General features: G+C 69.7%; 16 protein-coding genes. 7 read left to right on the forward strand and 9 right to left on the reverse strand.

Annotated features, from left to right (window positions below; translation table 11 throughout):
• Positions 1-4 precede the first annotated feature (4 nt).
• On the forward strand, positions 5-220 hold the full coding sequence (locus tag ABIA38_RS16005; RefSeq protein ID WP_424639308.1) for a mersacidin/lichenicidin family type 2 lantibiotic: 216 nt from the start codon (positions 5-7) through the stop codon (positions 218-220).
• A gap of 110 nt (positions 221-330) precedes the next feature.
• Here the strand turns inward: ABIA38_RS16005 and ABIA38_RS16010 are convergent, their stop codons facing one another.
• Complete coding sequence (locus ABIA38_RS16010; RefSeq protein ID WP_424639309.1) at positions 331-1,368, reverse strand: amidohydrolase family protein; 1,038 nt, start codon at positions 1,366-1,368, stop codon at positions 331-333.
• A 133-nt stretch (positions 1,369-1,501) separates the two neighbouring features.
• Between ABIA38_RS16010 and ABIA38_RS16015 the strand changes: the two genes are divergently transcribed.
• Complete coding sequence (locus ABIA38_RS16015; protein WP_424639310.1) at positions 1,502-2,230, forward strand: TetR/AcrR family transcriptional regulator; 729 nt, start codon at positions 1,502-1,504, stop codon at positions 2,228-2,230.
• Positions 2,231-2,348: 118 nt separating this feature from the next.
• Here the strand turns inward: ABIA38_RS16015 and ABIA38_RS16020 are convergent, their stop codons facing one another.
• From ABIA38_RS16020 to ABIA38_RS16030, 3 genes are all read right to left on the reverse strand, one after another.
• Positions 2,349-2,903, reverse strand: a complete 555-nt coding sequence (locus tag ABIA38_RS16020; protein ID WP_424639311.1) for a hypothetical protein — start codon at positions 2,901-2,903, stop codon at positions 2,349-2,351.
• Positions 2,900-4,402 (reverse strand): ATP-binding protein, encoded by a 1,503-nt coding sequence (locus ABIA38_RS16025; RefSeq protein WP_424639490.1) that lies wholly within the window; start codon positions 4,400-4,402, stop codon positions 2,900-2,902. Before ABIA38_RS16025 ends, ABIA38_RS16020 begins: the two co-directional genes overlap by 4 nt.
• Before the next feature lie 80 nt (positions 4,403-4,482).
• Complete coding sequence (locus tag ABIA38_RS16030; RefSeq protein ID WP_424639312.1) at positions 4,483-5,190, reverse strand: response regulator; 708 nt, start codon at positions 5,188-5,190, stop codon at positions 4,483-4,485.
• Between the two features lie 399 nt (positions 5,191-5,589).
• Here ABIA38_RS16030 and ABIA38_RS16035 point away from each other — a divergent pair, with 399 nt between their 5' ends.
• Complete coding sequence (locus ABIA38_RS16035) at positions 5,590-6,345, forward strand: polysaccharide deacetylase family protein (protein WP_424639491.1); 756 nt, start codon at positions 5,590-5,592, stop codon at positions 6,343-6,345.
• 57 nt (positions 6,346-6,402) lie between these two features.
• On the opposite strand, the gene ABIA38_RS16040 is transcribed toward ABIA38_RS16035, so the two are convergent.
• Both ABIA38_RS16040 and ABIA38_RS16045 read right to left on the reverse strand, forming a co-directional pair.
• Positions 6,403-7,662, reverse strand: a complete 1,260-nt coding sequence (locus ABIA38_RS16040; protein WP_424639313.1) for an acyltransferase family protein — start codon at positions 7,660-7,662, stop codon at positions 6,403-6,405.
• A 110-nt stretch (positions 7,663-7,772) separates the two neighbouring features.
• Positions 7,773-8,639 (reverse strand): SGNH/GDSL hydrolase family protein, encoded by an 867-nt coding sequence (locus tag ABIA38_RS16045; RefSeq protein ID WP_424639314.1) that lies wholly within the window; start codon positions 8,637-8,639, stop codon positions 7,773-7,775.
• Positions 8,640-9,140: 501 nt separating this feature from the next.
• Between ABIA38_RS16045 and ABIA38_RS16050 the strand changes: the two genes are divergently transcribed.
• The gene (locus ABIA38_RS16050; RefSeq protein WP_424639315.1) at positions 9,141-10,436 is read left to right on the forward strand and encodes an esterase/lipase family protein; all 1,296 of its coding nucleotides are present in this window, start codon (positions 9,141-9,143) and stop codon (positions 10,434-10,436) included.
• Between the two features lie 411 nt (positions 10,437-10,847).
• On the opposite strand, the gene ABIA38_RS16055 is transcribed toward ABIA38_RS16050, so the two are convergent.
• Positions 10,848-11,006 carry a hypothetical protein gene (locus tag ABIA38_RS16055; RefSeq protein WP_424639316.1) on the reverse strand — a complete coding sequence of 53 codons (159 nt, stop codon included), beginning with the start codon at positions 11,004-11,006 and terminating at the stop codon, positions 10,848-10,850.
• Between the two features lie 420 nt (positions 11,007-11,426).
• On the opposite strand from ABIA38_RS16055, the gene ABIA38_RS16060 reads away from it, so the two are divergent.
• The gene (locus ABIA38_RS16060; RefSeq protein WP_424639317.1) at positions 11,427-11,762 is read left to right on the forward strand and encodes a hypothetical protein; all 336 of its coding nucleotides are present in this window, start codon (positions 11,427-11,429) and stop codon (positions 11,760-11,762) included.
• Positions 11,763-12,202: 440 nt separating this feature from the next.
• Here the strand turns inward: ABIA38_RS16060 and ABIA38_RS16065 are convergent, their stop codons facing one another.
• Positions 12,203-13,963, reverse strand: a complete 1,761-nt coding sequence (locus ABIA38_RS16065; protein WP_424639318.1) for a M48 family metallopeptidase — start codon at positions 13,961-13,963, stop codon at positions 12,203-12,205.
• A 694-nt stretch (positions 13,964-14,657) separates the two neighbouring features.
• On the opposite strand from ABIA38_RS16065, the gene ABIA38_RS16070 reads away from it, so the two are divergent.
• A complete protein-coding gene (locus tag ABIA38_RS16070) occupies positions 14,658-15,185 on the forward strand; it encodes an EF-hand domain-containing protein (RefSeq protein WP_424639319.1) in 528 nt (175 codons plus the stop codon).
• Positions 15,186-15,245: 60 nt separating this feature from the next.
• Complete coding sequence (locus ABIA38_RS16075) at positions 15,246-15,890, forward strand: hypothetical protein (RefSeq protein ID WP_424639320.1); 645 nt, start codon at positions 15,246-15,248, stop codon at positions 15,888-15,890.
• 51 nt (positions 15,891-15,941) lie between these two features.
• Here ABIA38_RS16075 and ABIA38_RS16080 read toward each other — a convergent pair whose 3' ends face one another.
• A complete protein-coding gene (locus tag ABIA38_RS16080; protein WP_424639321.1) occupies positions 15,942-16,610 on the reverse strand; it encodes a class I SAM-dependent methyltransferase in 669 nt (222 codons plus the stop codon).
• Positions 16,611-16,667: the final 57 nt, after the last annotated feature.

Consider the following 16,667-nt stretch of genomic DNA (forward strand, 5'->3'; position numbering starts at 1 on the left):
CGTCATGAGCAACCCGAACGACATCGACGACCTGATCCGCGCCTGGAAGGACGAGGACCGGCGCGAGGAACTGCCCGGCGTCGCCCACCCGTCCGGTGACATCGACCTCACCATGATCTCCGGCGGCGACGTCCACACCGGCAAGTTCGCCCGGAGCACCTGGCTGCTGTCCGGCCCGCTCTGCGCGACCGTGTCCTTCGCGGCCGGCTGCTGGAACTGACCGGGTCGACACACGAAACCGATCACCCGCTCGGCCCATGAGACAGGCGGCCTCCCTCCGCGGGGAGGCCGCCCCTGGTGGTGTTCGGGTCGGCCCCCGTGGGTGATGCTTCAGGCCGTCGGGCGTTTGGCGCGGGCGGTGAGGCGTTCCCAGTTGCGGTGGCCGATGTCGGCTTTCTGGTCGTCGGTGAAGGGCGAGTTCTCCAGGAAGGAGCGGGCTGCGCCGTTGCTGGTGTCGACGTAGGGGAAACCGCCCGGGCGGAAGCCGTAGGTGAAGGGGTAGTCGGTGGAGTACAACATCCGGTCGGTGCCCATCACTTCGGCGGTCCAGCGCAGGTAGCGGGGGCTGTTGGTGCCGCTGCCGGCGACCCAGAAGTTCTGCGTGAAGTAGTCCGCCAGGGGCCGGCGCAGACCGCCCGCCTCGGCGAAGAAGCCGGTGTGGTCGAGGTAGAACATGACGACCTCGCCCCAGTGTCCGGCGATCACCTGCAGGTCGGGGAACCGATCGAAGACGCCCGAGAAGATCATCCGCAGGTACTGGACGCCGAGGTCGTAGTACCAGCCCAGTCCGGCCCCGGCCGGCACGGTGCCCATGGGTTCCGGAAGGTTGGCGTAGTAGGCGTCGACGACGGGCCGGACCGGCGTCTGCGGGTGGAAGTGCAGCGGCACGGCCAGCCGCTCGGCGGTGGCGTACAGCTCGTCGTTGTCCGGGTGGTCGGCCGGCTTGTCCCCGGTGCGGCCGTACAACATGGCTCCGGGAAAGCCCAGTTCGCACACCGCGCGTTCCAGCTCGGCCGCGGTCGCGGCCGGTGACTGGGTGGGTATCGCGGCGAACGCCCGGAAGCGGTCGGGCCGGGCGGCGACGATCCCGGCGAGCTGGTCATTGGCGTCGCGGGCCACCGCGACGGCGTCGGCTGCCGGCAGGTCCTGCACGCCCGGAGACGACAGGGACAACACCGCGACGTCGATGCCCTGGTCGTCCATGTGCGCCAGCCGCTGCTCGCCGACCTCGTGCAGGTTCTTCGCGATCGGGCCGTCCCCGAAGCCACGCGAGAAGATCTGCGGCGATCCGGCCCGCTGGTACGCCTCGTAGACGGCCGGTACGACGACGGTCTCTTCCACCCCGATGATCCGCAGCCGGTCGGACACGACGGTTCTCCTCGCGCTGATCTGATGTTTCCAATGGAACGTCTCCGATGCTATCGGCGATATTATCAATGTCAACGTGGAACTGATATCGATGGTAGTAACGCTGTGGCCCCAACGGCGATATCGTTGATCCATGCCTGTCGAACCGACCCATACACGGCTTGCCGCGGAGCCCGGCACCGCCGCGCGCGAGCAGACGCGCCGCCGAGTCGTCGACGCCGCGATCGACCTGCTGGAGCGTGGCGGCCGCGATGCGGTCACCACCCGGGCGGTCGCCGACGCCGCCGGACTGCAACCACCGGCCCTGTACCGGCTGTTCGGCGACAAGGAGGGGCTGCTGGACGCAGTGGCCGAGTACGGCTTCACCCGGTTCCTGGCCGCCAAGGAGCAGATCGATCCCGCCCCGCAGGATCCGGTCGGGGAACTGCGCGACGGCTGGGACGTCGTGGTCGAGTTCGGACTGGCCAACCCCGCGCTGTACACCCTGATGTACGGCGAACCCACCCGGTCCACCGCCGTCTTCCGGATCGGTTTCGAACGCCTCAAGGACCGCATCCGCCGCATCGCCGCCGCGGGCCTCCTGGGCGTGGAAGAGGACCTCGCCGCCCAGATCGTCCACGCCACCGCCGGCGGCGCCATCCTGACCTGGCTGTCCGTGCCCGAATCCGAGCGAGACCGCGCACTCCTCGTCGCATTGCGCGAAGCGATGATCACCACCGTCACCACCCGGGAACCGGCCGTGCGGGAGCCGGGGCCGGCCGGCGCCGCCCGCGCCCTGCGCGCGGCACTGCCCGGCCAGAGCACCCTCAGCGACGCCGAACAACAACTCCTGACGGAATGGCTGCGGCGACTGTCCGAATAGCCGCGAAGTATCAGGCAAACGTCCGGCCAACTTCTGGCCACGTCGCGGACCACCTGGCAGGCTCTTCAGGGCAGACGCATCAACGCGAACGTCTGCCCGGCTGCGGCGGCACGCGCGCTCAGCCGGAAAGGCTCCCCGGGGAGCGGGGTCCTTCGGGCTGCGCGTAGTAGCCGGCGACGTTGCAGTGCAACGGGCCCCACACGCCCGGCTTGCCGATCTCGCGGAAGTTGATGTCCACATCGGTGACGGCTCGACCACCCGGAACGCGGGCGTTGGCCGCGGTGCAGGTGAGTTGGTGGATCGCCTCCACCGGCACTCGGCCGGCGTCGAGGGGCAGCGTGAAGGTGACCTCGCCGTCCCCGGTGTCGACGCCGACCCGGCCGGCCACATCCGCCAGGGCGGTCGAGAATCCCCGCCGCCGTTCGGCCTCGGTCGGTCCCTTCAGCAGCAGTGCGACCGCTTGGCCGGGGTCGAGGGACGTGTCGGTGGGTCGGGACACGGCTTGGACACCGTCGGAAGACACGAAGAACAGGCGAGCCCGGTCGGGGACGGTGCCGATCTGCGGAACGCCGCCGGCCGGGGGACCGACTCCGTGTGGCTTCGTGGTGGAGATGCCGCATCCGGCGACGAGGGCGGCCACGACGGCGGCGAGCACGGTGGTGGGGAGCTTCACTGATCCTCCGGACGTTGGTGTCCGACCTCGTCCGACGACGCGGGCTCGCCGTGGTGATCGGTTCCGGGTGCGCCGATGTCGTCGAGGTGTCGGGGGTTCGGTACGGCGGCCGGCGGGACGAGGGGGAGTTCGATGGTGAACACGGTGCCTCGGTCTGCGGCGTTGACCGCGCGTAGGGTCCCGCCGTGCAGGCGGATGTTCTCGCGGGCGATGGCAAGTCCCAGGCCGCTGCCCTCGGATCGGGTCCGGGCCGAGTCGGCCTTGTAGAAGCGGTCGAAGATGTGCGCGAGCACGGCCGGATCGAGCCCGGGGCCGTGGTCGACCACGTCGAGGGCGACCCGGCCCTCGGCGCGGCGCAGCACCACCCGGACGGGGCTGCCGCCGTGCCGCAGGGCGTTGCCGACCAGGTTGGCGAGGGCGACGTCGAAGCGGCGAGGGTCGAGGACGATGCGGATACCGTGCGGGAGTTCGGTCTCCACCCGGTCGGTCCAGCCGCGGGCGCGCAGGGTCCGGCGGACCGCGGTGGCGACGTCGACCTCGTCGGTGTGCAGGATCGCGGCCCCGGCGTCGAAGCGGGAGATCTCCATCAGGTCGTCGACCATGCGGGCGAGTTTGCGGGTCTCCTCGGCCACCAGCCGCAGTGCTTCGGAGGTGTCCGGGTCCAGGTGGGCGGTGTCCTCGTCGAGGACCTCGGTCACCGCGACCATCGCCGCGAGCGGGGTTCGCAGTTCGTGGGAGACATCGGCCGCGAACCGCCGGGCGCCGGCCTCCAGGCGGCGCCGTTCGGCGGCGTCGCGTTCGATGGTGTCGGCCATGGTGTTGAACGTGGCGGTCAGGTCCGCGAGTTCGCCGGTGCCGCGGACGGGGATGCGGGTGTCGAGCTCGCCCTCGGCGATCCGGTGGGCACCCGCGCGCAGCCGCCGTACCGGGCGAAGCACGTGCGCTGCGGCGATGAGTGCCGGGACGAGGGCGAGGGCGACGGCGGGGATCGCGCCGTAGCGGGCCGCGGTGACCAGGGCGTGGATGTCGGCCTGCTCGCCGCGCAGGGACATTTCGGCGTACACCACGATCCGGGTGGGGGCGCCGCCCTGCCCCGCGTGCAGGATCGGCATCCCGACGACCAGCCGCGGGCCGTCGGCCCCCGTCACCCGCTGGGCCACCGCGCCGTTTTGCCGCAACACCGCGGAGCGCAGCGCCGCGGTGACCGCGCCGGGGGCGCCGGGCGGCTGGGCGGGGATGAGCGGGCCGTCCTGGTAGGAGACGTGGGTGCGCCAATCGCGCGCGGTGCCCGCGCGGTCGAGCAGGACGGTCAACTCCAGCAGGTTCTCGGTGCTGGGCGGATACGGCAGGTCGGGCGCGCGCGAGTCGAGTTGGGCGCGCAGTTCGTCGGTCACGGCGCCTTGGGTGCGGTCCAGGATCGCGTTGCGGGCCCGGTCGAAGGTCAGCGCGGAGGTGATCAGCGCGCTGAACGCGGCGACCAGGAGGAAGGCGACGATCAACCGAGGGCGCAGACCGCGCAACGACGGCCGGCGTCCGAACGGTCCCGGCGACCGGGTCGTGCCACGCGCACGGGGCTCGGTCACAGCGGTCCGAATCGGTAACCGAAGCCGCGGACCGTCTGTACGTAGCGTGGCCGGCGCGGGTCGTCCTCGATCTTCCCGCGCAGCCGCAGCACGCACGCGTCCACCAGTCGGGCGTCCCCGGCGAAGCTGTGTTCCCAGACACGTTCGAGGAGGATGTCGCGGCTGTAGACGCGCCCGGCGGAGGCGGACAGGTACAACAGCAGCTTGAGTTCGGAGGGTGCGAGTGCGAGGTCGGTTCCGTTCTTGGACACGATGAGCGCGGCCCGGTCGATGGTCAGCACGCCGTACCGGTCGACCGGGGGCGCCATCGAGTCCCCGGCGGTGCCGTCTTCGGTGTCGGCGGGAACGGCGCGGCGCAGGGTGGCCTTGATGCGGGCGCCCAGGACCTCGCCGCCGGCCGGCTTGACGATGTAGTCGTCCGCGCCGGCCTCCAGGCCGACCACGACGTCGATGTCGTCGCCGCGAGCGGTGAGGATGATGATCGGGAGTTGGTGTCGCTCCCGGATCCGGCGGCACACCTCCAGGCCGTTCATGCCCGGCAACATCAGGTCCAGCAGGACAAGATCGGGGCGGAAGTCCCGCAGGGCGGCGAGTCCGGCCTCCCCGGTGGCCGCGACGGCGACCTCGTGGCCGCGCCGCCGCAGCGCGATACCGACACCTCTTTGGACCGCGGGGTCGTCTTCGATAAGCAATACGCGTGGCATGGTGGTGACAATTCCCTGCTGAGTCGTCACGGCGGATTATGGGGGACCGTGTCCGGGCCGTCCGAAGACGTTGTGGTGGGGCGGGAACGGCAGTTCGCGGTGCCGTTCGACGTTACGACGGATTTCGCGGTACCGATCCCGCCCCGAGCCGGTCGGCGGGCGTGTCGACGCCTGCTCGTGCAGCTCAGGGCCTCGTTGACCACCGTATGGTCCCGGGATGACGGATCTGTGCGCGATATGTGACGAGACGATGACAGCCTCCGGTTTCGATACCCGAACGTGTTTGGCTCGGCGAGCAGTCGAACCGAGACCCGGGATATCGAGACAGGAATACCCATGACGATTGGTGGAATACGTCGCCTCGACCTGACGAGGGGCGCGGGTACGGCAATAGCCCTCATGGTGACCGCGGCGGCCCTCACGAGTTGCGGTGGCACCGCCGACACATCGGCGAACCGACCCGTCGGCAGCACCTACCAGGCGGCCCGCCCGGCGCCGGGCGGCGCCGGTGTCGAACCGCCGATCGCCCCACCCGCAAAGGAGAGCGGCAAGGTCGACCCATCGATCTCACGACACTCGCAGGACGGCGGCAAGGCGGTCAACCTCACCCTCGACGACGGCCCGGACGCCGTGTGGACGCCCCGCTTCCTGGAACTGCTCGCCAAACACGGCGCCAAGGCCGTGTTCTGCGTCCTGGGGCCCGCCGCCAAGGCCAACCCCGAACTGCTGGGCAGGATCGTCGATGCCGGCCACCGCCTGTGCGACCACTCCGTGCATCACGACACCGGCATGGACAAGAAGCCGGTCGACTACCAGACCCGAGAAGTCCTCGACGCCAAGGACATGATCGACCAGGCGTCGGGAGGCCGACGGATCTGGTACTACCGCGCACCCGGTGGCGCGTTCACCCCGGAAAGCCGCCAGGTCGCCGCCGACCACGGCATGCGTCCGCTCGGTTGGAACGTCGACCCGAGCGACTACCAGCGCCCCGGAGTCGACACCATCGTCACCCGCGTCCAACAACAACTGACCAAGGGACCCACCGTTTTGATGCACGACGGGGGCGGCAACCGCGAACAGTCCTTCCAGGCTCTCGAAAAGCTCCTGACCTGGTTCGACGAACAGGGCTACCACTACAGCTTCCCGCAATCGTGAACCCGCTCCGACGACCGACCACGGACCGCCGCCTCACCCCGGCCCGGGCAACACCCGTCATCCGGCGGTGAGTTGGGTGATGTCCACGGAGGCTGCCCCACCGTGGGGCTCCGGTATGACCGCCCACAGGGCCGCCAACGCGGCGAACGTGGCCAACAGGGCGACGGCCCCGGTCCGACCACGCGCCCAACGGGCCCGGAAGCGGATCGGATCCTCCACCAGGAACTTGGAAAGTACGGCGGCGGCAACGGAAACCGCCACGATGACCGTCGTCCGCCCCCAGCCCGAGAGGCCGAGACGTTCCTCGTCCAGCAGCAGGTAAATCGGCCAGTGCCACAGGTAGAGGCTGTACGAGAGCAGACCGGTCCAGCGCAACGGAGTGCTGCCCAGGACCCGGCCGACGTGGCTGCCCGGTGCCCGGGTGAGGCAGGCGATGAGGACGGCGGCGGCCAGCGCGTGGAGGAACATTCCCCCCTGGAACAGTGAGGGGGACTTCTCACCGTCGGCCACGACCCAGTACGCGCCGATGCCGCACACCAGAGCCAAAGAGATCCACCCGGCCACGTGCTCGCCCAGGCGGGCCACCGCGCGAGTGGCCGGCGCAGTGGCCACCAGGGCGCCCAGGAGCAGGGAGAAGGCACGCGTGTCGGTGCCCTCGTAGACCCGGGTGGTGTCGATCGGATCGGTGAGATCGATCATCAGGGCCGGCGAGACCAGAGCCCCGGCCGCCGCGACGACGGCGACGTTTCGGCCCGCGTTCCGGCCCCGGGCCACCAGAACCAGGAGCAGTGGCCAGAACAGGTAGAACTGCTCCTCGACGGCGATGCTCCACAGGTGGCTGAAGACCCGGGTGTCGGCGGAGTTCCAGTAGCCCATCTTGTCCGCGATGAAGTGCCAGTTGGCGAGGTTCGCCACCACCCACGGACCGTCGTCGAGCGCATTGCGGATCAGCGCGGACGAGCCGAAGGCCCACACCAGCAACAAAGTACCGGACACCATGACGGCGAGTGCGGGCAACAGGCGGCGGGCCCGCCGGCCCCAGAACGCGACGAGGTCGATGCGGCCGTTGCCGGCCGCCGCCTCCTTCAGCAGCAGTCCGGTGATCAGGAACCCGGACAGTACGAAGAACAGGTCGACGCCCAGGAAGCCGCCGCCGAAGTGTCCGGCGTGGAAGAGCAGTACCGCCGCGACAGCCACACCGCGCAGACCGTCCAGCGGTCCGATGTGCGGTTTGGCGGAGGCGGGCGGGCTCGCGGGCGTTGCGGACGGCGTGGGAACCCGCCGATGGATACGCCGATGGGAAGTCTGCGCAGGCATGGGGTATGTCTCCGAAAGACGCGGGGCGCAACGAGCCCGGGCCCGTTGCGCCCCTCGATCACTGTCACTGTCACTGTGTGCGGGGAGGCGGGCGCATCGCCCGGGGTCGACTACTTGCAGCCGAGTCGTCCGTAGACCTTGTCGCCGGTCCACGACCCGGTGGCCCAACGGTCCACTGCCGCCGGTGTGAAGGAGTACTGCCTGCCGAGTTCCTTGCCCAACCAGTTGGCGAACGCGGCCGAACCCTGCTGACAGGAGTGGATGCCGTCGTTGCTTCGTTGTGCCTTGGCAGCGGTGCCGTCGGTGCCCCACAGGGCTGCGGCGTCGAGGAAGCGCACCTTGCCCGGGTGCTTGTCCGCCACGTCCTTGGCCGACTTCGCGGCGGTCTTGATCTCGGCCTCGTGCGGTTTGTAGAAGTCGTCGATCTTGAACGGCGGCGCGGACACGATGACGAGTTCGGCGCCCGCGTCGGTCACCGTCTTGACCAGTCGTTCGTAACTCGCGTGTTGTTCCGCTGTCTTGCCCCAGTCGTAGGTCGTGATCTGGTAGACGACGACGTTCGGCTTGAAGGAGCCGAGTTCGTTCGGCAGTTGTTCCCAGGTGGGTTCGGCCACCTCGCCGATGACACCGCCGCCACCGGCGGCCGCCATCGACTTGAACTCCGTGCCGTTGGCCTTCATCGCCGCCCCGAGCGCGGGGGCCTCGACTTCGCCGATGGAGTCACCCATCCACAGCAGCTTGGCGAGTTTGACGTTCTTGCTCCCGGCGCCGGACGGTTCCCGGCCCGCGCGGGCTGTGGCGGAGGGAGCGGTGGCCGAGGCGGCCGAATCGGACCGGCCGTCGGCGGCGTCGCTCTTCTTGTCGGACTCGTCGCAGGCGGAGAGCCCGAAGACCCCCGCCGCAGTGACGAGGGCGATTCGCGCGGTGAGCCGGAGGGTGCGCCGACGGCGGGTGGAGGGGTTGGTCTCGCTGTTCATGCCGTTCAGTAGAGCCGCTGAAATCCCTACTCAGAGGGGTTGTCATCGTTTCCTCACACGCTGGGAGAGGAACGGTCATCCACCACGAACCCGCACCCGGATCGTGCGCGCACGGACCGATGTCGGTCGGCAATCCGAAAGCCGCGCCCCTGCCCCGAAGCCCACGCCGAGCGCGAGTCGTTCGAACTCCTCCGCACCGTCGTGCTCGCGCCACATCTCGGCGACACACCCATCCGCCGGGGGAGCCCCACCCAGCCCGGGTTCCGTCGCAGCGCGCGGCCCACGTGCCCACACGATGCGGGGGCTCCCACCGACGGCGGCAGGCGGGACGAATACGCCTGCTCAAACGGATTACAGAATTCCGAACCCGCGCCGATGACGGGAATCGGCCATTTTCCGGTTGTTGATTGATGCGGATACGGTCGCCCGATAGGCTCGAATCTCCGGCGCAGATTCGATCCCCGAGTTCCCCGAGTTCCCCGAGTTCGGAGAGGGAAATCCATGAAACCGCAACGATTATCACTGTGGGCATTCATTGCCATGCTCATGACATTGGCGGCGGCTCTTGGTTTCGCCCCCGTCGCATCCGCCGCAGTGCCCGCGGACGGCAAGCTCGCCCACCGGCCGATCGTGTTCGTGCATGGCTGGCATTCCGATGGTGGTACCTGGGATCACATGGCCAACAAGGCCAAGGAATACGGCTACGGCTCGGACGAGCTGTACAGATTCGATTACGGTCGGCTGTCTCAAACGGGCAATGGCAGCACGCCGATCAAATCCCTCGCCAAGGGGCTCGACGCCTTCATCAAGAAAAATAACCTGCGGGGCAGGTCACCCGACGGGAAGATCGACATCGTCGCCCACTCGATGGGCGGACTGGTCTCCCGCGCCTATCTGAAGCAGAACGAGGGGCACGCGGCCACGGCACACCTGGTCACCTACGCAACTCCCAACCATGGCACGATACTCTCCTACTTCTGCCCTCCCATAGTCCCCATTTGCGACGAGCAGGCCAGGGAGATGGACGCGGGCTCCGGTTTTCTCAGGTGGTTGAACAGCGGCACGGAAACGCCGGGGAACACCCGTTACGCGACGTTCCGATCGAATGTCGGCGACGAACCGATGACGCCGCCCGCCACATATTGGTGTGACAAGACGGTCGTCGGCGTGGACGAGGACGGCGAGAAGTCGCTCGTGCACTCCGGCCGTACCAGCATCCTCAAGGGCGCGGACAACCTCGTCTCTCCCTGTGTCGGGCACGATCGGATTGCCAATGACGACTGGACCATCGACAAGACGCTCCGCTGGATCGCGGATCCCGACGGCGCCCATACGCCCAGGGCCGCGCAGGTCCGCTGTGGAGACCTGACCGAGCACTGGGGCAAGGGCTCATGGCCCCGGTCGAGCGGATGGGTCGGTGCCCATGCCCAGTCCTGCGTGGTGGCGACCGGAGCCCCGCACGCGACCACCAAGTCCGTGCACACCGAACTTCAGATACGCGGTTGCGGCTACTGGTGGGGATGGCTCCCACCGACGTGGTGGTACGCGGGCGTGAGCGGTGTCAACTGCGACGTCCACGCCGACGGCATCCTCTGGCGCGACGGCGTCTGGGGCGCGCACAACGAGCCGTCCCGCAGCGTCTACGAACGGTGGACGGAGGTCCGCACGAGCGAGGTTCAGGCCGGTAAGGGCTCCAAGGTGGCGGGTGCGTGGACGTTTGACGTGCATGCCTACCAACCCGGCGAGTGGGACGTGAAAGCGGCCAAGTCCGACACCGGATCGCTCGTCATCGCATAGCGCACCCACCCACCTGGCCGGTCGCGCGGACTGCCCCGCTGCCATCCGCAGTTGCTCGGTCAGGTGCTCGCGGACCTCGGCGAGCAGGGTGCGGTACGAGGTGCCCTCGGCGGCGAGCCGGTGCCGGAGCGTGCGGCTCGCGAGGTGGAGCACCTCGGCGACCTCGCCGGGGTCGGGCGGGTCGGCGAGCCGGGCGACCAGGACGTCCCGGACGCGGCGGCGGGCCGACAGGTCGCGGCACTGGGCGAGGGCCGGAACCGCGGTGTGCTCGTCGGCCTGTGGCAGCGGGACATCCAGCAGGGCGGAGTCGAAGGCGAGCGCGGTCTCCTCCGCGTCGAAGGCGGCAGCGGAGCCGAAGAGCCGTTCGTACGGCCCGGATCCGCCGTCGGGGGGCAGGAGGGCGAAGGCGACTCACCGGAACGGCGTGGGCTCGGCGAAGAGTTCGCGTTGGACGGTCGGGATCGCGGCCGCGTCGCGTTCGACGAGGAAGCGCCGCAGTGCCGGCGGGACGCCGGGAGCGTCCGGAACGAGCCACGCCCCCTCGGCGGACTTGCGCAGTCGGATGCGCACCGCGTGGTCGGTGGCCGGCCCGGTTGTTCCCGGCGGAGCTCCGGCCCGTCCGCCGCCGGCTCGGTCAGGGTCGGCGCCCCCTGCGGTCGAAGTGCCCCAGGCGGTGGCCGAGTTGTGATCCGGGCCGCTTCGTGGCGGGGCGTGGTCGGTCCGGGCGTGGTATCACCCTGCCGGACCCCTTTGTTGCCGCGCCGCCGTTGTCTCGGGTGGTGTCGTGCTGCCGGCACGTCGCGGCGGCGGCCCGGTCCCGATCCCGGCTCGCGGGTGGGGCGAAGGACTTCGCCCCGCTGCGCCGACCCGATGAGAGCGAACCGCCGCAGTCGAACCGACCCTGGTGTGTGGATAATCGGTGCGGCCAGGGCACCACGATGTGGCCCCGCCAAGGCAGTTCGACGTGGGCCGCCCGGCAGAGGGGGATGCATGCTGCAGCAGTGGCCCGAGGGCCCGGCAGCCGATCCGAAGGCGGCGCGGGAGCGCTACGACGCCGACATGCAGATGTCGCGCGAGGCCGTGCGCGAGGTGTTCCGGGCCGATCTGCCCGATGCGCACCTCGGTTTGGGGATCGTGATCGTCACGAGTGTGATCGTGGGTTTCGTGGCGCAACCCGTCATCGGCGCACTGGTGGGCGGTGCCTTTGCCGCGCTGTTCCTGGTGACGCTGGGGGTCATGTTCCTTCGCGGCATCCGGGGTGTGGACGCGTTGCGGCGGACGTACCTCTTCACCTTCGGCTGGTCGCAGTGGGTCGACTGGCCCTGACCGGGTCCGACCCGAGCGTCGGCATCCCCGACGCGCCCGCCACGGGGCGGTGAAATCGGCTCGTGACGGCGGCCCGCACGCCCGAGGAGGGTGCCGATCCCCAGTGATCGGCCACCGTGTCCGCCGCCGGAACAGCCATGTCGACTGACCCGCGTCCGCGCGAGGTCGTCGACATGGCGGACTGCCCGATGCCGCACGGTCGGGTCTTGCTGCAACCGGGCACCGCCTGGCCCGCGGCCGGCCGGTAGGCGTCCCTGTTCAGGGGGTACTTCGGGTTCGGGTGTGCCTGGTTCATGGTGCCGGTGACGGAGATGCGCAGGGCCGGCGAGTACATCATGAACGCGCCCAGGAATCCGTCGAGAACGTCCCGCTCGACGCAGGCCGGATCCGTGGCGACCGACGCGACGGTGGAGCGTATCGGGCAAACGGGTGGCCGCTCCCTATTGCCCCTCGGGCGAGCCGGTGCGTCGACGCAGCCATTCATCCGGTCGCAGCGTGAACGGCGGCGGAGGCTTCACGTCGTCGACGGTGAATCGGCGCGAGGGCAGGGCCGTCGGCCCGGCGGGGGGAACGAGCGTGGAGGGGGGACTCGGTTCGATGCCGGCTGTGTGTCGCGCGTACGGGCTCACCGGGACAGGCGGATCGGGCTCCGGGGACGTGTCGGATATCCGGACGAACGTCCAGGTCAGGACGGACAGGAGGACGACGCCCACCAGGATGGGCGCGGACCTCGTCCGGTGCACGGATGTCGTTGACTCGTCCGCCGCCCGACGTACGGTCGTGGTCCGGCCGTTTCGCCGATCGGTGCCAGTGCCGCTCGGCGTCGCCGCGGGCTGAGTGACATCCACGCGGCATACGTCGAGGCGGGTGCGCAGTTGGTGCGCGGCCTCGGGGTCCGATACGGCAGGGCCCACGAGTGCGTAGGCGGCGCCGGCATCGGCGTCGGCGGGGTGGAACCTACCCGGGCCGACCCAGTTGACCTGCCACGTGCCCCGACCCGCCGTGACCAGGTCGTGGCCCACCAAGCTGCCGAGGGCGACGGGGAGTTGGTCGTTCTCGGCGAGTCCCCACCGGCGGTGGCCCCATGTGGTGGCGCGCAGCGCGGCGGACAGTTCACGGCCGCGGCCGGCCTCGAGCAGCTCCAGAAAGTCGGCCGACGAGACGGCCGGCCGCGAGCGCGGACGCGCTGTGGCGATGAGTCCGACGGGCGTGGCGAGTTCCCCCAGGGCCCGGGTCGTCTCCAGGCGCGTGGCCTCGCGGAGCCAGGCGCGCCAGGGCCGAGAGATCTGTGCCCGCTGTGTCCGGAGCCGGGCGAGTGCCGGCCAGGTCGTCGACGGCAGGGTGCCGGCCGCGTTGAGGAGGGCGCGAGCCGGATCCCGCCCGCCGCGTGCGGACTCGGAGCGGATTTCGGCCAGGGCCGCGAGGCGGTCGCGAAGTGGCGGATGCGAATCGTGGCGGGACCGGGTCGGCTCGGGGCTGTCGGCGCTCCGGGATTCGAGGTGGCTGCGATATTCGGGATCGGCGAGCATCTCCGCGAACGCTCGGAGCAGGTCGTCCGGCGCCCGGCCCGCGGCGCACATCGGGGTCAGGAACCGGTCCTGGAAGTCCCGCCAGGCCAGGGCGATTTCGGGGATCGAGGCGAGCGCTTCCGCGAGGGCCTCGGGCCCGACGATCCGCGCCGCGATGGCGTCCGCCTCGAACTCCTGGCGGCGTCGGATGGCGAGTGAGAGCAGGTCGTACCACCGGCTGTACAGGGACAGGACCAGGCGTGGGCCGCCGAGGGAGATCGTTAGCGATCCGATCCGGGCGAAGGGCTCGATCCGGTCGCGCCGGGCGTTGTGCAGGAGAACCGAACCGCGGTGCGTCATCGCCGCGATCCAGGTGTGTCCGCGGGCGTAGTGCGCGAGTTCGTGGGCGAGTACCGCGCGGAGTTGGTCGGCCTCGAGTCCGGCCAACAGCGGGAGCCCGATGTACATTCTTCGTGCTCCGGGCCGTGACCCGAAGGGGGATTCGTCGACGACGGCGGCGTTCGTGTCCATGGTCAGCCGGATCCGCGACGGTGGCGCGGTGCCGACGCGTTCGGCCAACTCCGTGACGGTGCGCCACAGTTCCGGTGCCTGCCCCCGCGTGATGGGGACGCTGCCGGGCGTCGGACCGATGGGCTTCCCGGCGGCGCGGAGCCCGTGGACGACAGCGAGCACGCCGGGGGTGCCCAGGATGATCGCCTGCCCCCAGTAGGGGATCCGGGCGGACGTCTCGGCGGTGCAGGCCGGCTGGAGCCGGAGGGCACAGATGCGAAGCCATTGTGTTCACCGCCGCGACGAGATTTCGCCCCGTTGCCCGAAATCCGGTGCGCGTTCTCGGGATGCGGCACCCTGTCGACGCCGCTGCCGAGGCCCGGTGCCCGAGAGCCGACCCGGGACGTGACGACCAAGGGCGGTCGGGCCGACTTCGGCCTCCTGCGACTTCGCGTCATCAACGCAGGCCCGGGCGGCTCCGGACGGCTCGTGGTGACGGCGGTCGGATCCCGGACCGTGGCGCCGTCTTCCGCCCCGGTGGGATTATTGCGGAGAGTATCCGATCCGGTACCTTCTGGAGTCGATGGTGCTCGGCAGGCCGGCCCCGTACTTCCGCGCTACGGCGCACAGCGAGCAGATAATCGGCTCATGGTGGCGGCCATTTATCGCGATATCGGATCGGCGTGCAAACGGAAATGGCCAATTTCCCGCCCGCGGTGAAATCGAGGTGCGTGACGATCGTGCAAAGGGGTGAACTTGTGCGCCGATGGTTGCGTTGGGTCGGCGCCAGGGGGTAGCACCTGGGGTGCGTCCCCGGGGGCGTACCGGTCGCCAGGGGATTCCCGGCGACGGAAATTTCTCGAGTAGAGGGTGTGCCATGGCCGCTGACTACCTGCACCAGAAGATCGACGCGATTTTCGATCTCTACGACCACAACGGAGACGGTTTTCTCGAAAACTCCGAACTGACCGGCATGGTCGAGCGTTACCGCGAGCACTTCAACGTGCCGCGCGACGCCGCCAAGTACACCGACGCCATCCGGTTGAGCCAGGAGATCTGGCAGCGGATCCAGAGCGCAGGCACCGACTCCGACAACAAGATCAACAAGCGCGAGTGGTACGCCGCCTACGCCGACCCGTCATTCGTCGACCAGGTCGTCGTCCCGTTGTCGCTGCTGGTGTTCGACCTGGCCGACACCGACGGCGACGGCCAGTTGAGCAAGGACGAGGCGCTGGCCGCGTTCCGGCTCGACGGGCTGTCCGAAGCCGATGCCGCCGAGGCGTTCCGGCGGCTCGACGCCGACCACGACGGATACCTCACCAAGCAAGAGATCGAGCAGGCCACCCGGGAACTGGTGTCCAGCAACAGGAAGGCCGCGGGCGACGTCCTGGTCGGCAGCGTCTGACCGCCCGGCGCCACATTCGCATTCTCCGTCCATGTCCAACCCTGGTAGTGAGGTCACATCTTGATCGGCAACGACGTCCACGCGGAAGAGTCCGGCGAACGGTCGGTCGGCCGCACCCGTCGGCTACTCGCCCGGCGTTCCCGGGTGCTCGCCGCGGCGGCGGTCCTCGTGGTCGCGGCGGGATCGGCCGGGGCGGCCCGCCTGTCCGACGACGCCCGGCAAGCGTCCCCGGCCAAGGCGACGGCGAAGGAACGGACGCAGGCCCGGCACGTGGGGAAGTGCACCGGCGTGGTGAAGCTCACCTTCTCGCCGCCGCTGCGTGCGGACGACCAGGACTTCACCGCAACGGCCGACGCGACGGTCAAGCACTGCCAGACCGACATGGTCTACACCGACGGTGAAGCGAAGGTGGACAAGATCACCGGACGGGGTAACTGCCGGTCCGCGGTCCTGTATTACCAGGGCCACGGGACGCAGAACTTCGAGGGTGGGCTGGTGGACAAGGTCAAGTTCGAAGGCGCGATGACCCTGGAGTTCCTCGGCGACACCGTCGGCGGCCAGTCCCTCGGGCGGGTCGACGAGGGCCAGTTCGCCGGAAACACCGAAACGGAATTCAACGTCGGGACCATCGACCCGGCCGCGTGTCAGTCGCCGGCAGGTCTCGGCTCCGTCGAACTGACCGGCATCCAGCACGCGTTGCCGTAACCGGTGCACACCCGGGTGGGCGGTCGGGGCACCTCCGGCCGCCCACCCGTTTCAGTCGTGGGTGCGGGCGCTGAACACCGCGGCGCAACCCTGCACCACCAGGTCGTGCTCCGCGAACCGCCCGGTGAGCGTGGCCCGCAGGTCGTGCAACCCGTCCCCGGCGTTGTGGAACATCCCCTTGCGGTTGTAGTAGTCCATCCACCGCCGCGCCCGCGGGTGCACGTCCACGCCTCGGCTCAGCAGGGTCGCCCCGAACACCGTTCCACCGGGCCGCGCGGCCTCCGCCGCGTGCCCGAGCACGGCCTCCTTGGCCGCCCAGTCGCCGGGCAGGCAGTGCAGCAGGTAGTTCACCCCCACCGAGTCGAACGACGCCGGCGGCACCGGCAGCGGCTCCAGAGCGTTCGCCCGCACCAGCTCGGGACCGTAGCGGGCCAACCGGCGCGCCGCGTAGCGCAGCACGGAGGGGTTGAGGTCCAGCAGGGTCAACGCGGGGCGGCCCGCCGGAAATCGGCAGCGATCCAGGTAGTAACCCGTTCCCGCGCCGATTTCCAGGTGATCGGTGCCGATGTGCGACCGGTAGTTCGCGATCTGCGTGGCCGTTTCGCACCGCCACACGAACCTGTTGCTGTAACCGATGACGAACCGGTCGTAGATGGCCAACATCGATGGTTTGTAGACCGCTTGTCCGGCGGTGACGGCAGAATGCACTTCGTCGACCATGCCGGCAGATTAGACGCGCACCGGTGAATCGATGACGGCTCATCGGAGTTATCACTC

Origin of the sequence: Embleya sp. AB8 (assembly GCF_049739465.1) — a bacterium.
In the GTDB taxonomy this organism is placed as follows: domain Bacteria; phylum Actinomycetota; class Actinomycetes; order Streptomycetales; family Streptomycetaceae; genus Embleya.

Excerpts from the sequence above, each read along its gene's own strand:
- ABIA38_RS16005 (WP_424639308.1), top strand. The coding sequence starts at position 5 with ATGAGCAACCCGAACGACATCGACGACCTGATCCGCGCCTGGAAGGAC.
- ABIA38_RS16015 (WP_424639310.1), top strand. The coding sequence starts at position 1,502 with ATGCCTGTCGAACCGACCCATACACGGCTTGCCGCGGAGCCCGGCACC.
- ABIA38_RS16030 (WP_424639312.1), bottom strand. The coding sequence starts at position 5,190 with ATGCCACGCGTATTGCTTATCGAAGACGACCCCGCGGTCCAAAGAGGT.
- ABIA38_RS16035 (WP_424639491.1), top strand. The coding sequence starts at position 5,590 with ATGGTGACCGCGGCGGCCCTCACGAGTTGCGGTGGCACCGCCGACACA.
- ABIA38_RS16040 (WP_424639313.1), bottom strand. The coding sequence starts at position 7,662 with ATGCCTGCGCAGACTTCCCATCGGCGTATCCATCGGCGGGTTCCCACG.
- ABIA38_RS16045 (WP_424639314.1), bottom strand. The coding sequence starts at position 8,639 with ATGAACAGCGAGACCAACCCCTCCACCCGCCGTCGGCGCACCCTCCGG.
- ABIA38_RS16050 (WP_424639315.1), top strand. The coding sequence starts at position 9,141 with ATGAAACCGCAACGATTATCACTGTGGGCATTCATTGCCATGCTCATG.
- ABIA38_RS16060 (WP_424639317.1), top strand. The coding sequence starts at position 11,427 with ATGCTGCAGCAGTGGCCCGAGGGCCCGGCAGCCGATCCGAAGGCGGCG.
- ABIA38_RS16070 (WP_424639319.1), top strand. The coding sequence starts at position 14,658 with ATGGCCGCTGACTACCTGCACCAGAAGATCGACGCGATTTTCGATCTC.
- ABIA38_RS16080 (WP_424639321.1), bottom strand. The coding sequence starts at position 16,610 with ATGGTCGACGAAGTGCATTCTGCCGTCACCGCCGGACAAGCGGTCTAC.